This window comes from Nonomuraea sp. NPDC005650 (assembly GCF_040605375.1).
Classification (GTDB): domain Bacteria; phylum Actinomycetota; class Actinomycetes; order Streptosporangiales; family Streptosporangiaceae; genus Nonomuraea.
Genome location: NZ_JBEXCR010000038.1, coordinates 57,515 through 71,947, shown reverse-complemented (window position 1 = coordinate 71,947; position 14,433 = coordinate 57,515). Strand labels below are relative to the sequence as shown.

The window sequence follows — 14,433 nt, the reverse complement described above, 5'->3', positions numbered from 1 at the left end:
GTGGAGCACCCTACACGCGGCGCGGGGACGTAAGCGGGCAAATCGCCTACCGTCGCGCGTTGATCACAGGGCGTCCCGGTGCTGACCGGGCGCGGGCGGATCGCTTCCGAACGCAACCATCAGCATGGGGGACAGGCAGATGACTGCCATCAATTCGCGTGTCCGCGAACTCAAGCAGGCGCTGGAGACCAAGGCCAACGAGATCAACGAGGTGGCTGCCTCCTTCAAGGAGGAGCAGCCGGGCAAGTTCGTGATCGACCCGGCCCAGCACAAGAGCTACCTGGGCATGATCGACGAGGCCAACCAGATCCGCGACCTCCTCAACGCTGAGGAGTCTCGCGCCGGTCTCAACGACTACCTCAACGCTCCGGCCGGCACTCCGGTCGCCGGCGTGCTCGCCGCGCAGCAGGCAGGCCCGCAGTACAAGAGCCTGTCGCAGGCGTTCCTGGAGTCGGACCTCTACAAGAAGATGCGTGAGGGCGGGTTCAACGACCCGCGCGGCGTCACGAAGTTCGATCAGGGCATCTACGCGTTCGACGCCATGGCGACCAAGGACATCTTCACGATGTCCGGCGGTACGCACACCACGCCCGCTTTCGGTCACGGTGAGGACGTCGGCCTGACGGAGCGGCAGCGCCGCCCCAACCGGGTGCGGGATCTTTTTCCGGCGGAGCAGACCACGGCGAACATCTTGCACGGCATCCGTCAGACGGGGTTCGTCAACAACGCTCGCCCGGTCGCCGAGCGGTATGCCGCTGACGGCGTCTCGCCTGCGACGGGTGGCCCGACCGACGTGTTCGGGCGCGCCCCCAGGTCGAGCCTGCAGTTCACACCGTACGTGGCGCCGATCGCCACAATTTCGCACCTCGAGTACGTACACAACAACACGTTGGCGGACGAGGCGCGGCTTCGCTCCATCATCGACCGGGACATGATCGACGGCGTCAAGCTGACCGAGGACTACCAGGTCCTGTTCGGCAACGGCCAGGGCGAGAACCTGCTGGGCGTCACCCAGACGCCGGGCATCCAGACCTACACCGGCGTGGCCAGCGAGAAGTTCACCAAGCAGCTCCGCCGCGCCATGACCCTGTCGATCCTGGCCTACTACGACCCCAACGGGATCGTCTTGCATCCTCTGGATTTCGAGGAGATCGAGCTGGAGGAGGACGGGCAGGGCGCCTACCGGGTCGCCGTGTCCGTGGCGATCGGCGCCGAGAAGCGCGTGTGGCGCCTCAACGTGATCGATACCCCGGCCATGGTCGAGAGCCGGTACCTGCTCGGCTCCTTCGGTCTGGGGGCAAAGCTTTACGATCGTCAGACGGTGTCTGTGCAGGTCAGCACAGAAAACGCGATCAACTTCGAAGAGAACATCTGCACCATTAAGGCGAGCGAGCGGGTAGGCCTTGCGGTCGACAGACCCGAATCGTTCATTTTCGGCACCCTGACCGCCCCGTAACCCGGGGCTCCTGGTCCAGGGGGCTGCACAGGTCGTGGCGGCCGTCGTCCGGTTACGGGGGTATCGGACGGCGGCCGTCGCCATGCCCCCGGGGTGTGGCCGAGACGTTAACCCTCCAGGTGGCCATCATGCGGGGCGTGACCGATCTCCTCTCCCCTGCCCAAGACGCCGTCGTCCAGGCCGCCGCCACCGACTACGTGGCGGGCATGTCGGTGCGGGAGATCGCCCGCACGCACGGCTGCTCAGTGGCTCTGCTGTACCGCCGGTTCCGTGACTCCGGCGTGCAGCTGCGCGGCCGGTCCATGGCGAAGGTGCAGGGGGCCGACCAGCTCGTGGCCGCGTACGCGGCGGGCAGGCCGATGCGGGAGATCTGCGCCCGGTTCGGGGTGGCCAAGTCCACCGTGGGCCGCCTCGTGGACGAGGCCGGGGTGCCGCGCCGCCCGTCCGGGAAGCCGCGCCGGGTCGTCTGGGACACGGTGGAGGCGGCAGTACGCGGCGGCATGACGGCCGGGGAGGCGGCCGCGGAAGCGGGGTGTTCACCGCGGCAGGTCGCCAGGCTGCTAGGCAAGCTCGGTTGGGCGTGGGACGGCCACCAGTGGCAACCGCCCACGGGCCAAGCGCTGCAGCCTCACACCCCCGACGCGCCCGGGCCAAGGGCTGGATGACGGTTTAGCTCGTCTCGCCGTTCAGCGTGTCGGCTACCGTCTCCGCGAGGGCGGGCGCGGCGGTGACGTCGACGATCCAGTTCGGGCCGACCACCAGCTTGCCCTTCCACTTGGCTTGGTCTTCCTCGCGAATTTTCGGGAGCAAGTACTTGGCCAGCACGATCGTCCCCGAGCGGGTCGCACAGTTGTACCGCTCGTCGGCAAGGTCGAATTCTTTGAGCGGCGCCTGTTCCAACGACTGGCATTCGGCGGCGGTGCCTTTCAGCTTGGCGGCCATCGCCTCATAGCTGTCATAGGGGACAGGCTGTGATCCACAGCCGGCGATGAGGGCGGCCAGCGCGAGGGCGGCCGATAATCTGGGGGTCACTGCGACATTATGCGGCCGTCCTGGTGATCGTTCTCGTGGTTGGCCACAATGTCCTCGACGAGGAACAGGTCGTTCATCTGGGCCTCGACCCCGATCTCCACGCCGATGATGTCCGAGTGGCGCCTGCGGGCCGCTTCGATCCAGCGTTGTACCTGCTTGCGCGTCAGGATCAGCGCCTGCTGCAGGCCCTTCGCGTGGTTCACACCGCCGCACACGCAGTCGCATTCGCTGCCCAGGGTGGCCTGGTAGCAGCGGGCGTCGCAGCGTTGGGTGCGGCCGCCGGGCCGGTGGATGGCGAGCAGCGTGGCCATCAGGTCACCTCTTCCAGATCGAACAGGGTGTCCTGGCCGGCGGCGGCCAGTTCGGCGGCGCGGGTCGCGGAGCGGGTCTGCCGGTGGTGGTCACGGTCGTAGTGAAGGTGACAGCCTTGGCACATGGCGCGGAGGTTGGAGCGGTCACAATGTTCCGGCGTGTGGTCCAGGTGGGCGGTCGTGAGGATGACCTCGCTGCCAGTGCCGTACGCGGGCTGGCCGTGCAGGTTGGGGCAGCGGCCGACGTGGGTGCCGCGCCCGCACTCCCCCAGGCACTCGCACCGCCACCCGGCCGACTCCTTCACCTCACGCGAGATGTCGTCCCAGTCGGCCGGGTAGCGGTCCTTGTTCTCAGGCCGGATCGGCACCGTGCGGCTCCGCAGGCTGACGCTCGGCGTTCGTCTCCTCCCGAGCGGCGATGAACGCCTGGGCCATGTCCGCCCATCGGGCCGTCTCACGCTCCGCCGACCAGATGGCGGTCCGGGCGTAGGTGAGCAGCATGTGGGCGGCCTTGGCGGGGTCGTTGCGGTGCTCGGTGATGATGTCCTTCCACAGCTCCAGGAGGGTGGCGTCGTGGTCGGCGTTGTGGAAGTCCGGCGGGGCCTTGAAGACGGCCAGCTCGGCGCGGAGCTGTTCGACTTCGGCCTGGAGTTCGCGGACGCGGTTGGGGTCGAAGTAGGTCACGGGGTGTCCTCTCTGGGGGTGTAGTCGGGCACGAGGCTGGAGAGTAGGGCGGTGAGTTCGTCGGGCTTGACCAGCACGGCGCGGGCCTTGGAGCCCTCGCTGGGGCCGACGATCTTGTGGGATTCGAGGAGATCCATGAGTCGTCCGGCCTTGGCGAAGCCGACGCGGAGCTTGCGCTGCAGCATCGACGTGGAGCCGAACTGCGAGCTCACGATCAGCGCGGCGGCTTGGACGAACAGGTCGGCGTCGTCGCCCAGGTCCTCGCCGCCGACCGGAGCGGTGGGCGCGGTGAGCTCGTCGAGCGGCAGCGCTGTGGCAGTGGGGGCGTGGGCCTTCCAGTGTTCGACGACCGCGGCGGACTCCTTTTCGGAGACGAACGCGTTCTGGATCCGGATCGGGCGCTGGGCGCCCATCGGCAGGAACAGCGCGTCGCCCTGGCCGACCAGCTTTTCGGCGCCGGGGGTGTCGAGGATGACGCGGGAGTCGGTGAGGCTCGCCACGGCGAACGCGAGCCGGGACGGCACGTTGGCCTTGATGAGGCCGGTGACGACGTCGACGGACGGGCGCTGGGTGGCGATGACGAGGTGGATGCCTGCGGCGCGGGCGAGCTGGGTGATGCGGACGATGGAGTCTTCGACGTCCTTGGCGGCGACCATCATGAGGTCAGCCAGCTCGTCGACGATGACGAGCAGGTACGGGTACGGATCGTAGACGCGTTCGCTGCCGGGCGGCGGCGTGAGGGTGCCCGCGCGTACGGCCTTGTTGAAGTCGTCGATGTGGCGGAACCCGGTGGCGGCCAGGTCGTCGTATCGGCGGTCCATCTCGCCCACGACCCATTCGAGGGCTTCGGCGGCCTTCTTCGGGTTGGTGATGATCGGGGTGATCAGGTGGGGGATGCCCTCGTAGATCGAGAGTTCGACCCGCTTGGGGTCGATGAGGATCATGCGTACCTCGTCGGGGGTGGCCCGCATCAGGATGCTGGTGATCAGCCCGTTGACGCAGACCGACTTGCCGGCGCCGGTGGCGCCCGCGATGAGCAGGTGGGGCATCTTGGCGAGGTTCGCGATGATGGTGCGGCCCTCGACGTCCTTGCCGAGTCCGACGATCATCGGGTGGTGGTCGGCCTTCGCCACCTGCGCGCGCAGCACGTCGCCCAGGGCTACCAGGTCCTTGTCGGTGTTGGGGATCTCGACGCCGACGACGGATTTGCCGGGGACTGGCGACAGGATGCGCACGTCGGCGGACTTGACGGCGTAGGCGATGTTCTTCGTGAGTGCCGTGACCTTCTCCACCTTGACCGCGGGCCCCAGTTCGATCTCGTAGCTGGTGACGGTGGGTCCGCGGGTGAAGCCGATCACCTGTGCGTTGACGGCGAACTGCTCCATGACCGCGTTGAGGGCGTTGACGACGGCGGTGTTGGCCTTGGTGTGGGGGCGCGGGGTGTTGCCGGCGGCGAGGAGGGCGAGGTCGGGTAGCGCGGGCGGGACGGGCGGGAGCGGGATGGCTTCCTGCATGGGCGTCTGGACAGCGGCCGTGGCCGGGGCGGGGGTGGGCGTGGTGGTCGGGGTCGGCGTGGTCGTGGCCGGTGTGGAGGCCGTGGCCGGGGCGGAAGCGGCGGCAGGGGCGGGGGCGGTCGTGTTCGGCTGCTCGGCCGGTACGGACTGCACCGCGGGCTCGGCGGTGGCCTGCACCGGCTGCTCGGCGGGCGCCTCTTCCTCCAGGTCCTCGACGGGCTCGGCCGGGGCGCGGCGCGGCACACGGTCGGCGAGTGCGGCGGCTGCCTCGCGGGTGCGCGGCCACGCCTGCCGGAGCGGGGTGCCGGTGGCCAGCAGCAGCCCGCCCAGCATCGGCACCACCAGGACGACGATCGCCCACCCGGCAGGCAGGACCGCCGCGAGCGGGGCGGCGACCAGCCATCCGGCGAGACCGCCGGCGGCCGCGTCCAGTGGGCCGGGCACGCCGTGGGTGAGGTGGACGATGCCGAGCACGCAGGCCACCATCACGGCGCAGCCGGTTACCGTCCATGCGAGCCGTCCGCTCCCCCGCAGTAGGGGCCAGACGATCGCCGCGCACGCGAGCGGCACGGCCCACACGAGGCCACCGACGAGGAACGCGGCCGCGTCGTAGATGAAGGTGGCGGTGCGGCCGTCCGCCCACCCCCATGAGACGGGCGCGGTGATGAAGGTGAGCGCGGCGAAGACGAGCGCGAGCGCGTCGCGCTTGTGAGCGGCGTCGACCTCGCGCAGCTTGCCGGCGAGGTGGCGGATGCCGCGCCACGTCTGGCGGCCGCCGCTCTTGGCGAGGCGGCCGGCCTGGTCGAGTGCCCACCCGATCGGGTCGCTGCTGGTCTTGCGGGCGGCGGTGCGCGGCCGCGCGGTGGTGCGGGCGGTGCGGCTGGTCGAGGCGCGGCGGCCGCTGCTGGTTCGGCGCGTGGCGGGCTTCTTGGCAGGCATGGTGTCCTCGCAGGCGGTGGGAAGGGGGTGGGCCCTCATGCGGGAGGGGCCCACCCCCGGGCTATGAGGCTGGTGCGATTTCGATCACGCGGGGCGGGGATTGGAGGCCGTACCGGGTGACGTCGGTGGCGCGGACGTCGGCCATGGCGTCCAGGGCGGGCATCTGGCCGCGCTCGCCGGGCACGTGGCGGGGGCGGACGCCGAGCGTGATGACGCCGATCAGGGCGGCGCCGTAGCAGTCCATGTAGTCGCGGCGGTAGGCGCGCACCAGGTTTTCGCGTTCGCGCGGGTGGTGGTGCTCCTCCGGCAGCTTGCGCAGGTGGGCGCGGTGGGCGCGGGCCGCGTCCAGGGCGGCCTGGTCGACCTCGCCCAGAAAGTCGGGCATGACGGAGTTGATGCGGTGGTGGACGTCGGCGCGGGCCGTCCAGGTGAGGGTGGCGTCGCCGTCCGAGAGCGTCACCGGGACGCCGTTGTGGAGCCAGCCCCCGACCCGGACGATCAGGAGGCGCGCAAGGCGGAGCCGGATCCTGCCGAGCCCAGCCCTGGCGGGGATAACCGTGCGGCCCAGCTCGACCGGCAACGCGCCCTCGATGCGGCGGACGCGTGCGCGGGTGGCGTAGGCCAGGGTGGAGGCGACGTGATGCTCGTCGCGGCTGGTGGCCCGGTCGGCGAGCTCCTGGGCGGCGGCCGCGCGCAGGCGCCGCTTGTCCAGGTCGGTGAAGTCCAGCATGAGCGTGTGGGATCTTTCTGGGGTGGGGGCCCGCCCCCCGGTTTGCGCCGGGGGGTGGGCGTAAGTCCGTGGGTTAGGCGACGGCGAGGTGGCGGCGGCCGCGCACGTGCTGGTCGATCCAGGCGAGGGAGCCACGGTCGAGGCGCTTCATAGCGCGGGTGACGGTGACGTAGGAGAGCATCAGTTCCTCGCGGTTGACCGGCGTCTCGCCGGTCATGCCCGTGTTGGGGTTGGGCTGGCGGAAGTCGTTCGCGACCCGCACGTCGTGCCACTCCAGGCCCTTGGACTTGTGCGAGGTGCAGACGATCGTGTCGCCAGGCCCGGCCTGCTCGGCGTCCTTGACCCTGAACGCGGCGTCCTTGATCTTCTCCACGCCGTGGGAGTCGACCAGCTCGACGAACACCTTCAGGTCCTGGCCGAGCGGGTCCTGCTCGACGTAGTCCTGCAGTTCGGCCCAGTTCGCGAAGGCGCACAGGTCGGGGTGGTCGGTCAGCGTGCCCTTCTTCAGCATTTCGGCGGCCATCGCGAGCGAGGCGATCTCGCTGCCGCCGCCGACCAGCGCCGGGGTGCCGTTCTTGTCGAGGATGTCGAACACCTGGCCCATGGCGGCCGCGTTGGTGCGGCACAGCACCGCGTCGGGCCGCTCGATGGGGCCAACGGTGGAGCCGACCGGCTCGTGACCGTGCAGCCGCAGGGGCGCGCCGAGCAGGGTCAGCCACTTGTTCGCCTCTTCGGCGATCGCCGGGCCGAACCGGAAGGACTTGGACAGAAACAGCGACTCGTCAGCGGGGAAGGTGCCCAGAATGTCGATCGCGCCGTTCCAGCCGTTGATCGCCTGCGCGGAGTCGCCGACGATGATCCGCTGCAGCAAGGTCTGCATGTCCAGGTAGAGGCTCGCAGCGACGGGGTTGACGTCCTGGCACTCGTCCATCATCACGACGTCGAACGGCAGCGTCTGGCGGTCGGAGCGGGCGAGCATGAGCTGCGCCATCTTCAGGTAGTAGTCGTGCTGCCACTTCAGACGGCCGTTGGCGGAGCGGATGTCGGCGCGGGCCTTGTCCGCGACAGGGAGGATGACCTCGCGCAGCCGCTGAATGTCTTCGGCCTTGCCGATGCCGAGCGGGGTGGGGATGTGCTCGGGCCCCAGCTCCAGATCGGCGCTCTTGCACCACGCGAGCACGGCGCCCATAGCGAGGCGCGCGCGGGCGGCCGGGGTCAGCACGGTGTCGGAGTTGATCCGGACGGGGCCGACCTGGTCGAGAATGTCGGCCTGCACCTTGGCATTCTGCCGGTTGCCGTTGATCCGGTCGAGGTGGCGGCCCCACCGGTTGAGGAGCATCGAGCGGGCGTACGAGTGGTTGGTGTGCACCATCACGTTCTTCGGCATCTTCCGCATGAGCTCCTGGCGGACGCTCTTGTTGTAGACGACGCACAGGATCCGCTTGTCCGGCATAGCGCGCGCGATCTCATTGAGCGTGGCGCTCTTGCCGCATCCGGCTCCGGCCTGGAACTTGAGGGTCTTCCCGGCCTTGGCGGCGTCGATCGCTACCTGCTGCTCGTCGGTGGGACGCATGTAGTTCATTCCTCCTGGACTCACCCGATGGGGCCGCATCCCCTTCGGATAGATCCATAATACAGGAGATTTATTCTCTTGGGTAGTGGGGCGGGGAAGAGGCCCGTTCGCGGCCCCTCGGGCCTCGCAGGACGCAAGCAGAAAAAGGTGCTTATGTCCCCTGCGACAGCAGCCCGGACGCACAGGGGGGCGGTGCCTCGTGGCGCCCACACGAAAGACCCGTACGGCCGCCGCCGACCAGGCGGCGGCCAAGACCGAGACGCCTGGTGAGGGCGCGGCTCCGCTGGAGCCGCAGCCGCCTGCGGGCAGCGCTCCGCTGGAGCCGCCCGCCGGTGACGATGGCGGGGTGTCCGGGCCCGCGCCTGCGCAGGCTGCACCGGTCGCGCCGCCCGTCCCGCCCGCCGCGCCGCTGGCTGACCCGGATGCGCCCGCCGGTGACGAAGGCGGGCTGTCCGGGCCCGCTCCCGCGCAGGCCGCGCCGCTCGAGCCGCCGGCCGCACCGGTCGCGCCGATCGTGCCGCCGGGCCCGCCCGTGGACATGAAGATGATCGCCACGCCCGGCGCCGAGTTCGTCGACCTGGTGTGGGACGACGGCAAGCCCGCGGGCCCGGACGAGCTGTTCGTCGACCCCGGCAGCCAGTACACGTACGTGATGACGGCGCGGGCGATCCACCGCCACTACTACCTGCCCGGTGCGCGCCGCCTTTCGGGGCAGCTCGTGTTCCCGGAGGGGTGGAAGGTCGCGCGTGAGCACGCCGACCGGATGACGGCCGACCTTCGCAGGCTGCGCGAGGAGCAGGCAGCGGCGGAAGGTTGATGAGCTCCGCGGCCCGCTCTGTGGGGGGCCCTGGGCTGGTGGCCGGTGACGTTCTGGGGGGATGCGTCACGTCTGGTAGCCCGTCCCGGGGGTGCGGGTCGCGGACAGGGTCGGGCTGGGCGGGGCGGCGACGCTCCCGCAGGGGCTTGCCCGGGCGGCACTTACGGATGGGGACCCGGTGCCGCGCCTTGGGGTAGCCCTTCGGGGACGGGGGGCCGACCCGCCCAGACCCGCACACGCGGAGCACGAGACAAGGGGTGGTCGGGTTGGTGACGGCTGAGCAGGTGGCCATTCATGCCGGGCTGCCGCTGCCCGTGAAGGAGGAAGACCTCCCGGCTGTCCAGGAGGCGATCGCGTCCGCCCAGCGGCGGGCGGCCGCTTACCTCGGGCGGCCTGCCGTCCCGACCGAGTTCACGCAGTCCGGTGTGGTGGCCGGCCCTTCGGGGTGGCTGCTGGGCCAAGACCCGGTGATCGAGGTCATCTCGGCGGTGCCGGAGGTCGACCAGGTGGGCGGGTACCCGACCGGCCGATACACGGTGAGGTATCTGGCCGGTTTGGATCCGGCGGCGGACCCGGCGTACGCGGCCGCGCTGGATGAGTGGGTGATCGGGGACGCGGCCGCGTCCCCGCTGGTGCGCAGGATCGCTCAGAGCGCGCCCGGCGCCCGGATCATCAGCAAGGTCAACGTCGAGGGCCAGGGCGTCGACTACGAGTCCACCGCGCCCGCGGGCGGGCCGGGGTCGGGGGCTGCGGGGGCTCCCCCGACCCTGGACATCCTGCAGAAGTGGCGGCAGGTGGCGGTGTTCCAGCGGCCCGGCATCGGCCCGCACCCGGCGCGGACTGGGGCGGCCTGGTGGCTGTGATCGCCCCGGACACCACGATCGGGAAGCGGGAACCGGTCTGGGGTCGCGACGGGCACGGCACCCGCGTCGTCGTCGACCCCGGCGAGGTCGTTGGTGCGCGGCCGGCGCGGGTGGTGTCCGAGCCCGCGACCGATGGCGATGCGGCGACGGGGCCCGGCCGGTGGGTGCTGGCGGTAGACCCCGGACTGTGGCCGCTGGCGGCCGGGGTAGAGCTCGCCGAGCCGGCCGGCTCGGGGCGGTCGTGGACGGTGATCACGGCGGATCTGCGGCCGTCCGGGTTCGACCCCGCGGTGTCTTATATCAGGGTCGAGGCGTCACTGACTGCTGGCTGACGTACGGGAACCAGGGCGTACTTGGCGGGGTGCTGTCGTACGGCATTGGCGGGGTAGTCGCCTTCCTGGTGGTGGGCATACCAGATCGCGTTGGCGACTACGCCCGCGAGGAGATAGCCGGTCTCGTTGGTGGGTAGGTTCGTGGCGGCCCGCATGCCGTACTACCTGACGCAGTGCGGATGAGACACGGTACGCCGCTCCCCCATTAGGTACATGACCAGCCTGGTGGGTGCTGGGATAGGCGGTGGGGGACCCGATGGGTTAGCCACGATGGCGATTACGGCATGGGGGACTGGTATCGCTGGCCGGTTTCGTGCGTACGCGGGTACGCGCGTACCCGCGCGCGAGTGTAAGCCAGCCGATAGCCATTCGGGTGGATAGAAACGCCGCTGGTTGGTGGGGGGCATGGGAAGGCCCCCGGCGCCGTGGTGGCGGCCGGGGGCCGGAACGCAGTCGGTTAGATCACAGGTATTGATCGTGCTCGTGAACGCCTGCGTCCATCAGGGCAACCTGCAGCATGTGTTCGGGGACACCGTTTTCGCGTGCCTGCGCGACCAGCTTCTCCCACCGGCCTTCGGTCTCGTAGAGAGCTTGCTGGTCGGCGTAGAGCTTGCCCGCCAGGGAGCGCAGCCTCCACCGCCAGTCGTCGCGTTCGGCCTTGGACAGTTCGACGACGGCGCGTCCGGGCGCCTGGCGGGCGCGGCCGCGCGCAGCCCCCCGCGAAGTGTCCACTTTGCCCCGATTTCGCGCACTGGCTGTGCGATCCCGGGCGGTGCGGTCGGACTCGTCGGCCTCTTCCCGGCCCTCAAGTTGATCGTCGCGGCCGTTCTCCCCCTCTCGGGTACTCGCGCTAGACCCACCCGCCTCGGGCGTCTCACGCTCGCTTTCAGAAAGGCCGGATTCGCCGGTCTTCTCGGCGCCGAAGGGAACTTCGAGGTCTTCCTCTTCGCCCAACAGATCGGAGAGCTTCTTGCGCGTCTGCGCGGCAGACATCAGTGCATCACCTTTCTTCACGCGGCCGACAGCCGGGACAGTTCGAGTTCGATTGCGGTGTGCACGCGGCGCTGATCCCCGCACGCGTTGGTACCGTTGCCGCCCTTCCAGTGGGTCAGCGGGACGCCGTTCTTGATGCTGTCGCTGTAGGCGACGTACGACCGCGTGAACGCTTTGAAGTACGGCACGTGCCGGGCGTCGAACGTCTCGCGCGCTTCCTCCACGAGCGTCACGCCCCGGTCGCCTGCTGGCACTTGAACCATCAGCACGCGGTAGGGGACGCCGAGCGTTTCGCAGACCTTCGCGGTCAGCAGTGTCGGGTCCAGCGAGTACGGGTCAAAGTTGAACGGGATCACGGCCAAGTCGGAGCTTTCCAGCACGGCCCTAACGCGACCCTCGTTCTCCAGCGATCCAGGAGTGTCCACGTACGCCCGGTCGACGGTGCGGATGCGACGAAGCTTGCGGAGCTCGACGGCGTCATGCTCGCTGTACACCTCAAGCCCGGCGGGTAGACCGTGCCGACCCCGTTCGAGGAGCCGGGCCGCTTGCGCCAGCGTGTTCTGCGGGTCGCCGCAGATGCCCACCGCCGTACCACCGGCGTCGACGGTCATCAGCGCTTGGTTAAGGGTTGTGGTGCTCTTGCCGACGCCGCCCTTCTGATTGACGACGGCGATTATTCGTGTATTGGGCCGCAACTGCTGCCCATCGGTCGCGGCCGCCGCCAGGGCGCCGCTTTGTGGACTCACAGGAAGTAGCCTTCCTCTCGTTCGGATGTTCAGCCCGCCCCTCTGGTGAGCGCCGTGAGGGGCGGGTGTTCCGAACCGTATCCCTTATGAGGCCGGCCCCGCTGCTATCGAGCGGGGTGCGCCGTCGCTGTGATGGTCGCCACGTAGCGGGGGCGGCCGTCCGCGAGCGGCACGTACCCGCCGGCGACGGCGGAGGAGACCGCGGTGACGACCACCTTGTCGGTGGTGCCCTCGGGCGCGGTCGGGAGCTGGCGGACGATCCGCAGCGCCGTGTAGAGGATGCGCCGCAGCTTCGCCTTGCCGATGGTGGGGCCGTCGATCGTGCCGAGCGCTTCGAGGGTGATGCGCTGGCCGACGATCTCGGCGTCGAGGTCATCGGTTCCGCCGGGGGCGTCGGCCACGCGCAACCGCGGATACGGGGGCTCGTGCTCGCCGTCGACCCGGCCGGGCCCGCCGAGCTCCGCCGTCATCTCCGGGTGGCCGGACAGGTAGGCGATGATCGGCGGAACCGCGTCGGCGTCTTCCAGACGAGCCACCGTGTTACTCGCCCTTGACCGGCGGCTTGGTCTTGACCGGCGCGGGGGCGGGCTCGCCGTTCTCGACGACGGCGGGCTTGGCCGGCGGGTTGACGCGCTTCAGGGCCGTCTCCGCGGTCTGCGGGCGGCCCGGCTCGCCGCCCTCGACGAAGCCGGCGCTGAACAGCCGCATCGCGTACGCGTACGGCAGGGTCAGCTCCTCGCCGGTCTGGTAGGTGCGCTCGGGGAGGCCGAGCTCGACGGCGTCCTCCTCGCGGAGCGGGTGGGCGAGCTTGAACTTGCGAAGGTCGGCCGACATCAGGTCTCCCCTTGGGTTGGTGTTCGGTGCCGGGGAGCATGGTGGCCGGTCGACGTGTTTACGTCCTGGCGGCCGCGGCGCGGGCCGCGGTGGCGAGCCAGCCGCCGCCCTGCTCTGAGAACTCCGACTCCGCGATCCGCGGGTAGCTCACTTGGATCTTGGCGGAGACGCGGGAACGTCCGACCGCGACCGGGGTGCGCGTGACCGCCTTGGCGATCACGCCCGGCAGGCCGCGCGACTCGCACCGGCAGCGGATGCGCTGGTGGAGGGGCAGGCCGGGGTCTCGCGGCTTGTCGGCCAGGTCCCAGCCGGGCACCGTCTTCCACCCTCCGGCGGCGTTCTCGCCGTCCCGGCCTTTGCGCACGTAGACGGCTTTGGGGAGCCGGTAGGGGACGTTGGCGGGGATGTTCTGGCCGTGCGCTTCGGCGTGCGAGGGGCGGACGGATTCGTTCTCGCTGGTCTCCCACTCCTTGGCGTCCGGGGCGTGCCGGCGGACTTCCCGCTCGGCGCGGTCGGCGACGTCGTCGACGGCGCGCCGGACCACCCCGGCGGCGACTTTCTCCCGCAGGCCCCGGCTGAGCTTCACGCGTCCCACAGCCGTGGACGGTAGCCGGGTCGCGAGGTTGCGTCCGTGGGGGACGTTAACGGCTCATTTGTGCAGGGTGCGCGGCATGACGGCACACGATGTGGACCCGCAGGAAGTTGCCCGGCTGTACCAGCAGGAGGGCATGTCGACGCGGCGGATCGCCGCTCGGGTGGGGGTGTCGCACACGGCGGTGCACCGGCTGCTCAAGCGCGAGCAGGTTGAGCGGCGGCCGGTCGGCGGCGTGGCCGGGCTCCAGGTGTCGGAGGGGCGGCGCCAGGAACTGATGGAGGCGTACCAGGCGGGGATGCCGCTGCACGACATGCGCGCCGCGTTCCGCGCGTCGGACAAGACGATCAAGAAGGTTGCGCAGGACGCGGGCCTACCGGCACGGGAGCGGGGCGGGCCACGCGTGCACGACTGGGACCAGATCGAGCAACTGCACCTACAAGGCTGGCCAGCCCCGGCGATCGCCGAGCTGCTGCACGCCGGGGAGGGGCATGTGCGGCACATCCTGCGCGAGCAGGGCTATGGCCGAGACGTGGTAGAGCTGCCGGACGCGGAGACGCTGAAGGGGCTGTACGCCGAGCTGGGGTCGGTGGCGAAGGCCGCCGCGCGGTTGGGCGCGGCCCGGGATCGGGTGCGGGACGCGCTGGTCGCGGCCGGGGTCGAGATCCGGGCGCGGGCGCCGAAGCCTGCCCCGGGCAGGCCGCTGCCGGACGGGGAGACGCTGCTGCGCCTGTACGGGGAGCTGCGGTCGGTGGCGGCGGTCGCCGCCGAGCTGCGGATCGACCGGGAGCGGATACGCGATGGGCTGGTTGCGGTGGGGTGGACGCCGGGCCGACCGCCGGTCCCGACCCGAGTCGGGCGGCCGCTGCCGGACGCGGACACGCTGAAGGGGCTGTACGCCGAGCTGGGGTCGGTGGCGAAGGTTGCCCAACGGTTGAGGGTGAGCCGGGATCGGGTGGGCGACGCGCTGGCGGACGCGCAGGCGTGAACAGCCGGAAGGGACGGCAGCCACGTACC

Annotated in this window: 18 protein-coding genes; 6 read left to right on the top strand and 12 right to left on the bottom strand. The window is 70.4% G+C overall.

The window, feature by feature from the left end:
• Positions 1 to 139 precede the first annotated feature (139 nt).
• Together ABZS69_RS47970 and ABZS69_RS47965 are read left to right on the top strand one after the other, a co-directional pair.
• Positions 140 to 1,456 (top strand): phage major capsid protein, encoded by a 1,317-nt coding sequence (locus ABZS69_RS47970; protein WP_355385692.1) that lies wholly within the window; start codon positions 140 to 142, stop codon positions 1,454 to 1,456.
• A gap of 137 nt (positions 1,457 to 1,593) precedes the next feature.
• Positions 1,594 to 2,121: a helix-turn-helix domain-containing protein gene (locus tag ABZS69_RS47965; protein WP_355385689.1), complete on the top strand. Its 528-nt coding sequence runs from the start codon at positions 1,594 to 1,596 to the stop codon at positions 2,119 to 2,121.
• 4 nt (positions 2,122 to 2,125) lie between these two features.
• Here ABZS69_RS47965 and ABZS69_RS47960 read toward each other — a convergent pair whose 3' ends face one another.
• The 7 genes from ABZS69_RS47960 to ABZS69_RS47930 form a co-directional block, all read right to left on the bottom strand.
• Complete coding sequence (locus ABZS69_RS47960; RefSeq protein ID WP_355385686.1) at positions 2,126 to 2,488, bottom strand: hypothetical protein; 363 nt, start codon at positions 2,486 to 2,488, stop codon at positions 2,126 to 2,128.
• Positions 2,485 to 2,799 carry a hypothetical protein gene (locus ABZS69_RS47955; protein ID WP_355385683.1) on the bottom strand — a complete coding sequence of 105 codons (315 nt, stop codon included), beginning with the start codon at positions 2,797 to 2,799 and terminating at the stop codon, positions 2,485 to 2,487. Before ABZS69_RS47955 ends, ABZS69_RS47960 begins: the two co-directional genes overlap by 4 nt.
• A complete protein-coding gene (locus ABZS69_RS47950; RefSeq protein WP_355385680.1) occupies positions 2,799 to 3,167 on the bottom strand; it encodes a hypothetical protein in 369 nt (122 codons plus the stop codon). The genes ABZS69_RS47955 and ABZS69_RS47950 overlap by 1 nt, the downstream gene beginning before the upstream one ends.
• The gene (locus ABZS69_RS47945; RefSeq protein ID WP_355385677.1) at positions 3,151 to 3,483 is read right to left on the bottom strand and encodes a hypothetical protein; all 333 of its coding nucleotides are present in this window, start codon (positions 3,481 to 3,483) and stop codon (positions 3,151 to 3,153) included. The genes ABZS69_RS47950 and ABZS69_RS47945 overlap by 17 nt, the downstream gene beginning before the upstream one ends.
• A complete protein-coding gene (locus ABZS69_RS47940) occupies positions 3,480 to 5,936 on the bottom strand; it encodes a DNA translocase FtsK (RefSeq protein ID WP_355385674.1) in 2,457 nt (818 codons plus the stop codon). Before ABZS69_RS47940 ends, ABZS69_RS47945 begins: the two co-directional genes overlap by 4 nt.
• A gap of 61 nt (positions 5,937 to 5,997) precedes the next feature.
• Positions 5,998 to 6,666, bottom strand: coding sequence for a hypothetical protein (locus ABZS69_RS47935; RefSeq protein WP_355385671.1), 669 nt, complete (start codon positions 6,664 to 6,666; stop codon positions 5,998 to 6,000).
• Positions 6,667 to 6,739: 73 nt separating this feature from the next.
• Positions 6,740 to 8,248, bottom strand: coding sequence for an AAA family ATPase (locus ABZS69_RS47930; protein ID WP_355385668.1), 1,509 nt, complete (start codon positions 8,246 to 8,248; stop codon positions 6,740 to 6,742).
• 190 nt (positions 8,249 to 8,438) lie between these two features.
• Here ABZS69_RS47930 and ABZS69_RS47925 point away from each other — a divergent pair, with 190 nt between their 5' ends.
• From ABZS69_RS47925 to ABZS69_RS47915, 3 genes are all read left to right on the top strand, one after another.
• On the top strand, positions 8,439 to 9,056 hold the full coding sequence (locus ABZS69_RS47925; RefSeq protein ID WP_355385665.1) for a hypothetical protein: 618 nt from the start codon (positions 8,439 to 8,441) through the stop codon (positions 9,054 to 9,056).
• Between the two features lie 269 nt (positions 9,057 to 9,325).
• Positions 9,326 to 9,919: a hypothetical protein gene (locus ABZS69_RS47920; RefSeq protein WP_355385662.1), complete on the top strand. Its 594-nt coding sequence runs from the start codon at positions 9,326 to 9,328 to the stop codon at positions 9,917 to 9,919.
• Entirely contained in the window at positions 9,910 to 10,251 is a 342-nt protein-coding gene (locus ABZS69_RS47915; protein ID WP_355385659.1) for a hypothetical protein, read from the top strand. The genes ABZS69_RS47920 and ABZS69_RS47915 overlap by 10 nt, the downstream gene beginning before the upstream one ends.
• A gap of 462 nt (positions 10,252 to 10,713) precedes the next feature.
• Here ABZS69_RS47915 and ABZS69_RS47910 read toward each other — a convergent pair whose 3' ends face one another.
• From ABZS69_RS47910 to ABZS69_RS47890, 5 genes are all read right to left on the bottom strand, one after another.
• Positions 10,714 to 11,244, bottom strand: a complete 531-nt coding sequence (locus ABZS69_RS47910; protein ID WP_355385656.1) for a hypothetical protein — start codon at positions 11,242 to 11,244, stop codon at positions 10,714 to 10,716.
• Positions 11,245 to 11,261: 17 nt separating this feature from the next.
• A complete protein-coding gene (locus ABZS69_RS47905) occupies positions 11,262 to 11,990 on the bottom strand; it encodes a ParA family protein (RefSeq protein ID WP_355385653.1) in 729 nt (242 codons plus the stop codon).
• A gap of 104 nt (positions 11,991 to 12,094) precedes the next feature.
• Entirely contained in the window at positions 12,095 to 12,526 is a 432-nt protein-coding gene (locus ABZS69_RS47900; RefSeq protein WP_355385650.1) for a hypothetical protein, read from the bottom strand.
• Positions 12,527 to 12,530: 4 nt separating this feature from the next.
• Positions 12,531 to 12,824: a hypothetical protein gene (locus ABZS69_RS47895; protein ID WP_355385647.1), complete on the bottom strand. Its 294-nt coding sequence runs from the start codon at positions 12,822 to 12,824 to the stop codon at positions 12,531 to 12,533.
• 58 nt (positions 12,825 to 12,882) lie between these two features.
• A complete protein-coding gene (locus tag ABZS69_RS47890; protein ID WP_355385644.1) occupies positions 12,883 to 13,419 on the bottom strand; it encodes a hypothetical protein in 537 nt (178 codons plus the stop codon).
• 76 nt (positions 13,420 to 13,495) lie between these two features.
• On the opposite strand from ABZS69_RS47890, the gene ABZS69_RS47885 reads away from it, so the two are divergent.
• Complete coding sequence (locus tag ABZS69_RS47885) at positions 13,496 to 14,404, top strand: helix-turn-helix domain-containing protein (RefSeq protein WP_355385641.1); 909 nt, start codon at positions 13,496 to 13,498, stop codon at positions 14,402 to 14,404.
• Positions 14,405 to 14,433: the final 29 nt, after the last annotated feature.

Coding starts and splice junctions, on each gene's coding strand:
- ABZS69_RS47970 (WP_355385692.1), top strand. CDS start 140: ATGACTGCCATCAATTCGCGTGTCCGCGAACTCAAGCAGGCGCTGGAG.
- ABZS69_RS47955 (WP_355385683.1), bottom strand. CDS start 2,799: ATGGCCACGCTGCTCGCCATCCACCGGCCCGGCGGCCGCACCCAACGC.
- ABZS69_RS47940 (WP_355385674.1), bottom strand. CDS start 5,936: ATGCCTGCCAAGAAGCCCGCCACGCGCCGAACCAGCAGCGGCCGCCGC.
- ABZS69_RS47935 (WP_355385671.1), bottom strand. CDS start 6,666: ATGCTGGACTTCACCGACCTGGACAAGCGGCGCCTGCGCGCGGCCGCC.
- ABZS69_RS47930 (WP_355385668.1), bottom strand. CDS start 8,248: ATGAACTACATGCGTCCCACCGACGAGCAGCAGGTAGCGATCGACGCC.
- ABZS69_RS47910 (WP_355385656.1), bottom strand. CDS start 11,244: ATGTCTGCCGCGCAGACGCGCAAGAAGCTCTCCGATCTGTTGGGCGAA.
- ABZS69_RS47895 (WP_355385647.1), bottom strand. CDS start 12,824: ATGTCGGCCGACCTTCGCAAGTTCAAGCTCGCCCACCCGCTCCGCGAG.
- ABZS69_RS47885 (WP_355385641.1), top strand. CDS start 13,496: ATGACGGCACACGATGTGGACCCGCAGGAAGTTGCCCGGCTGTACCAG.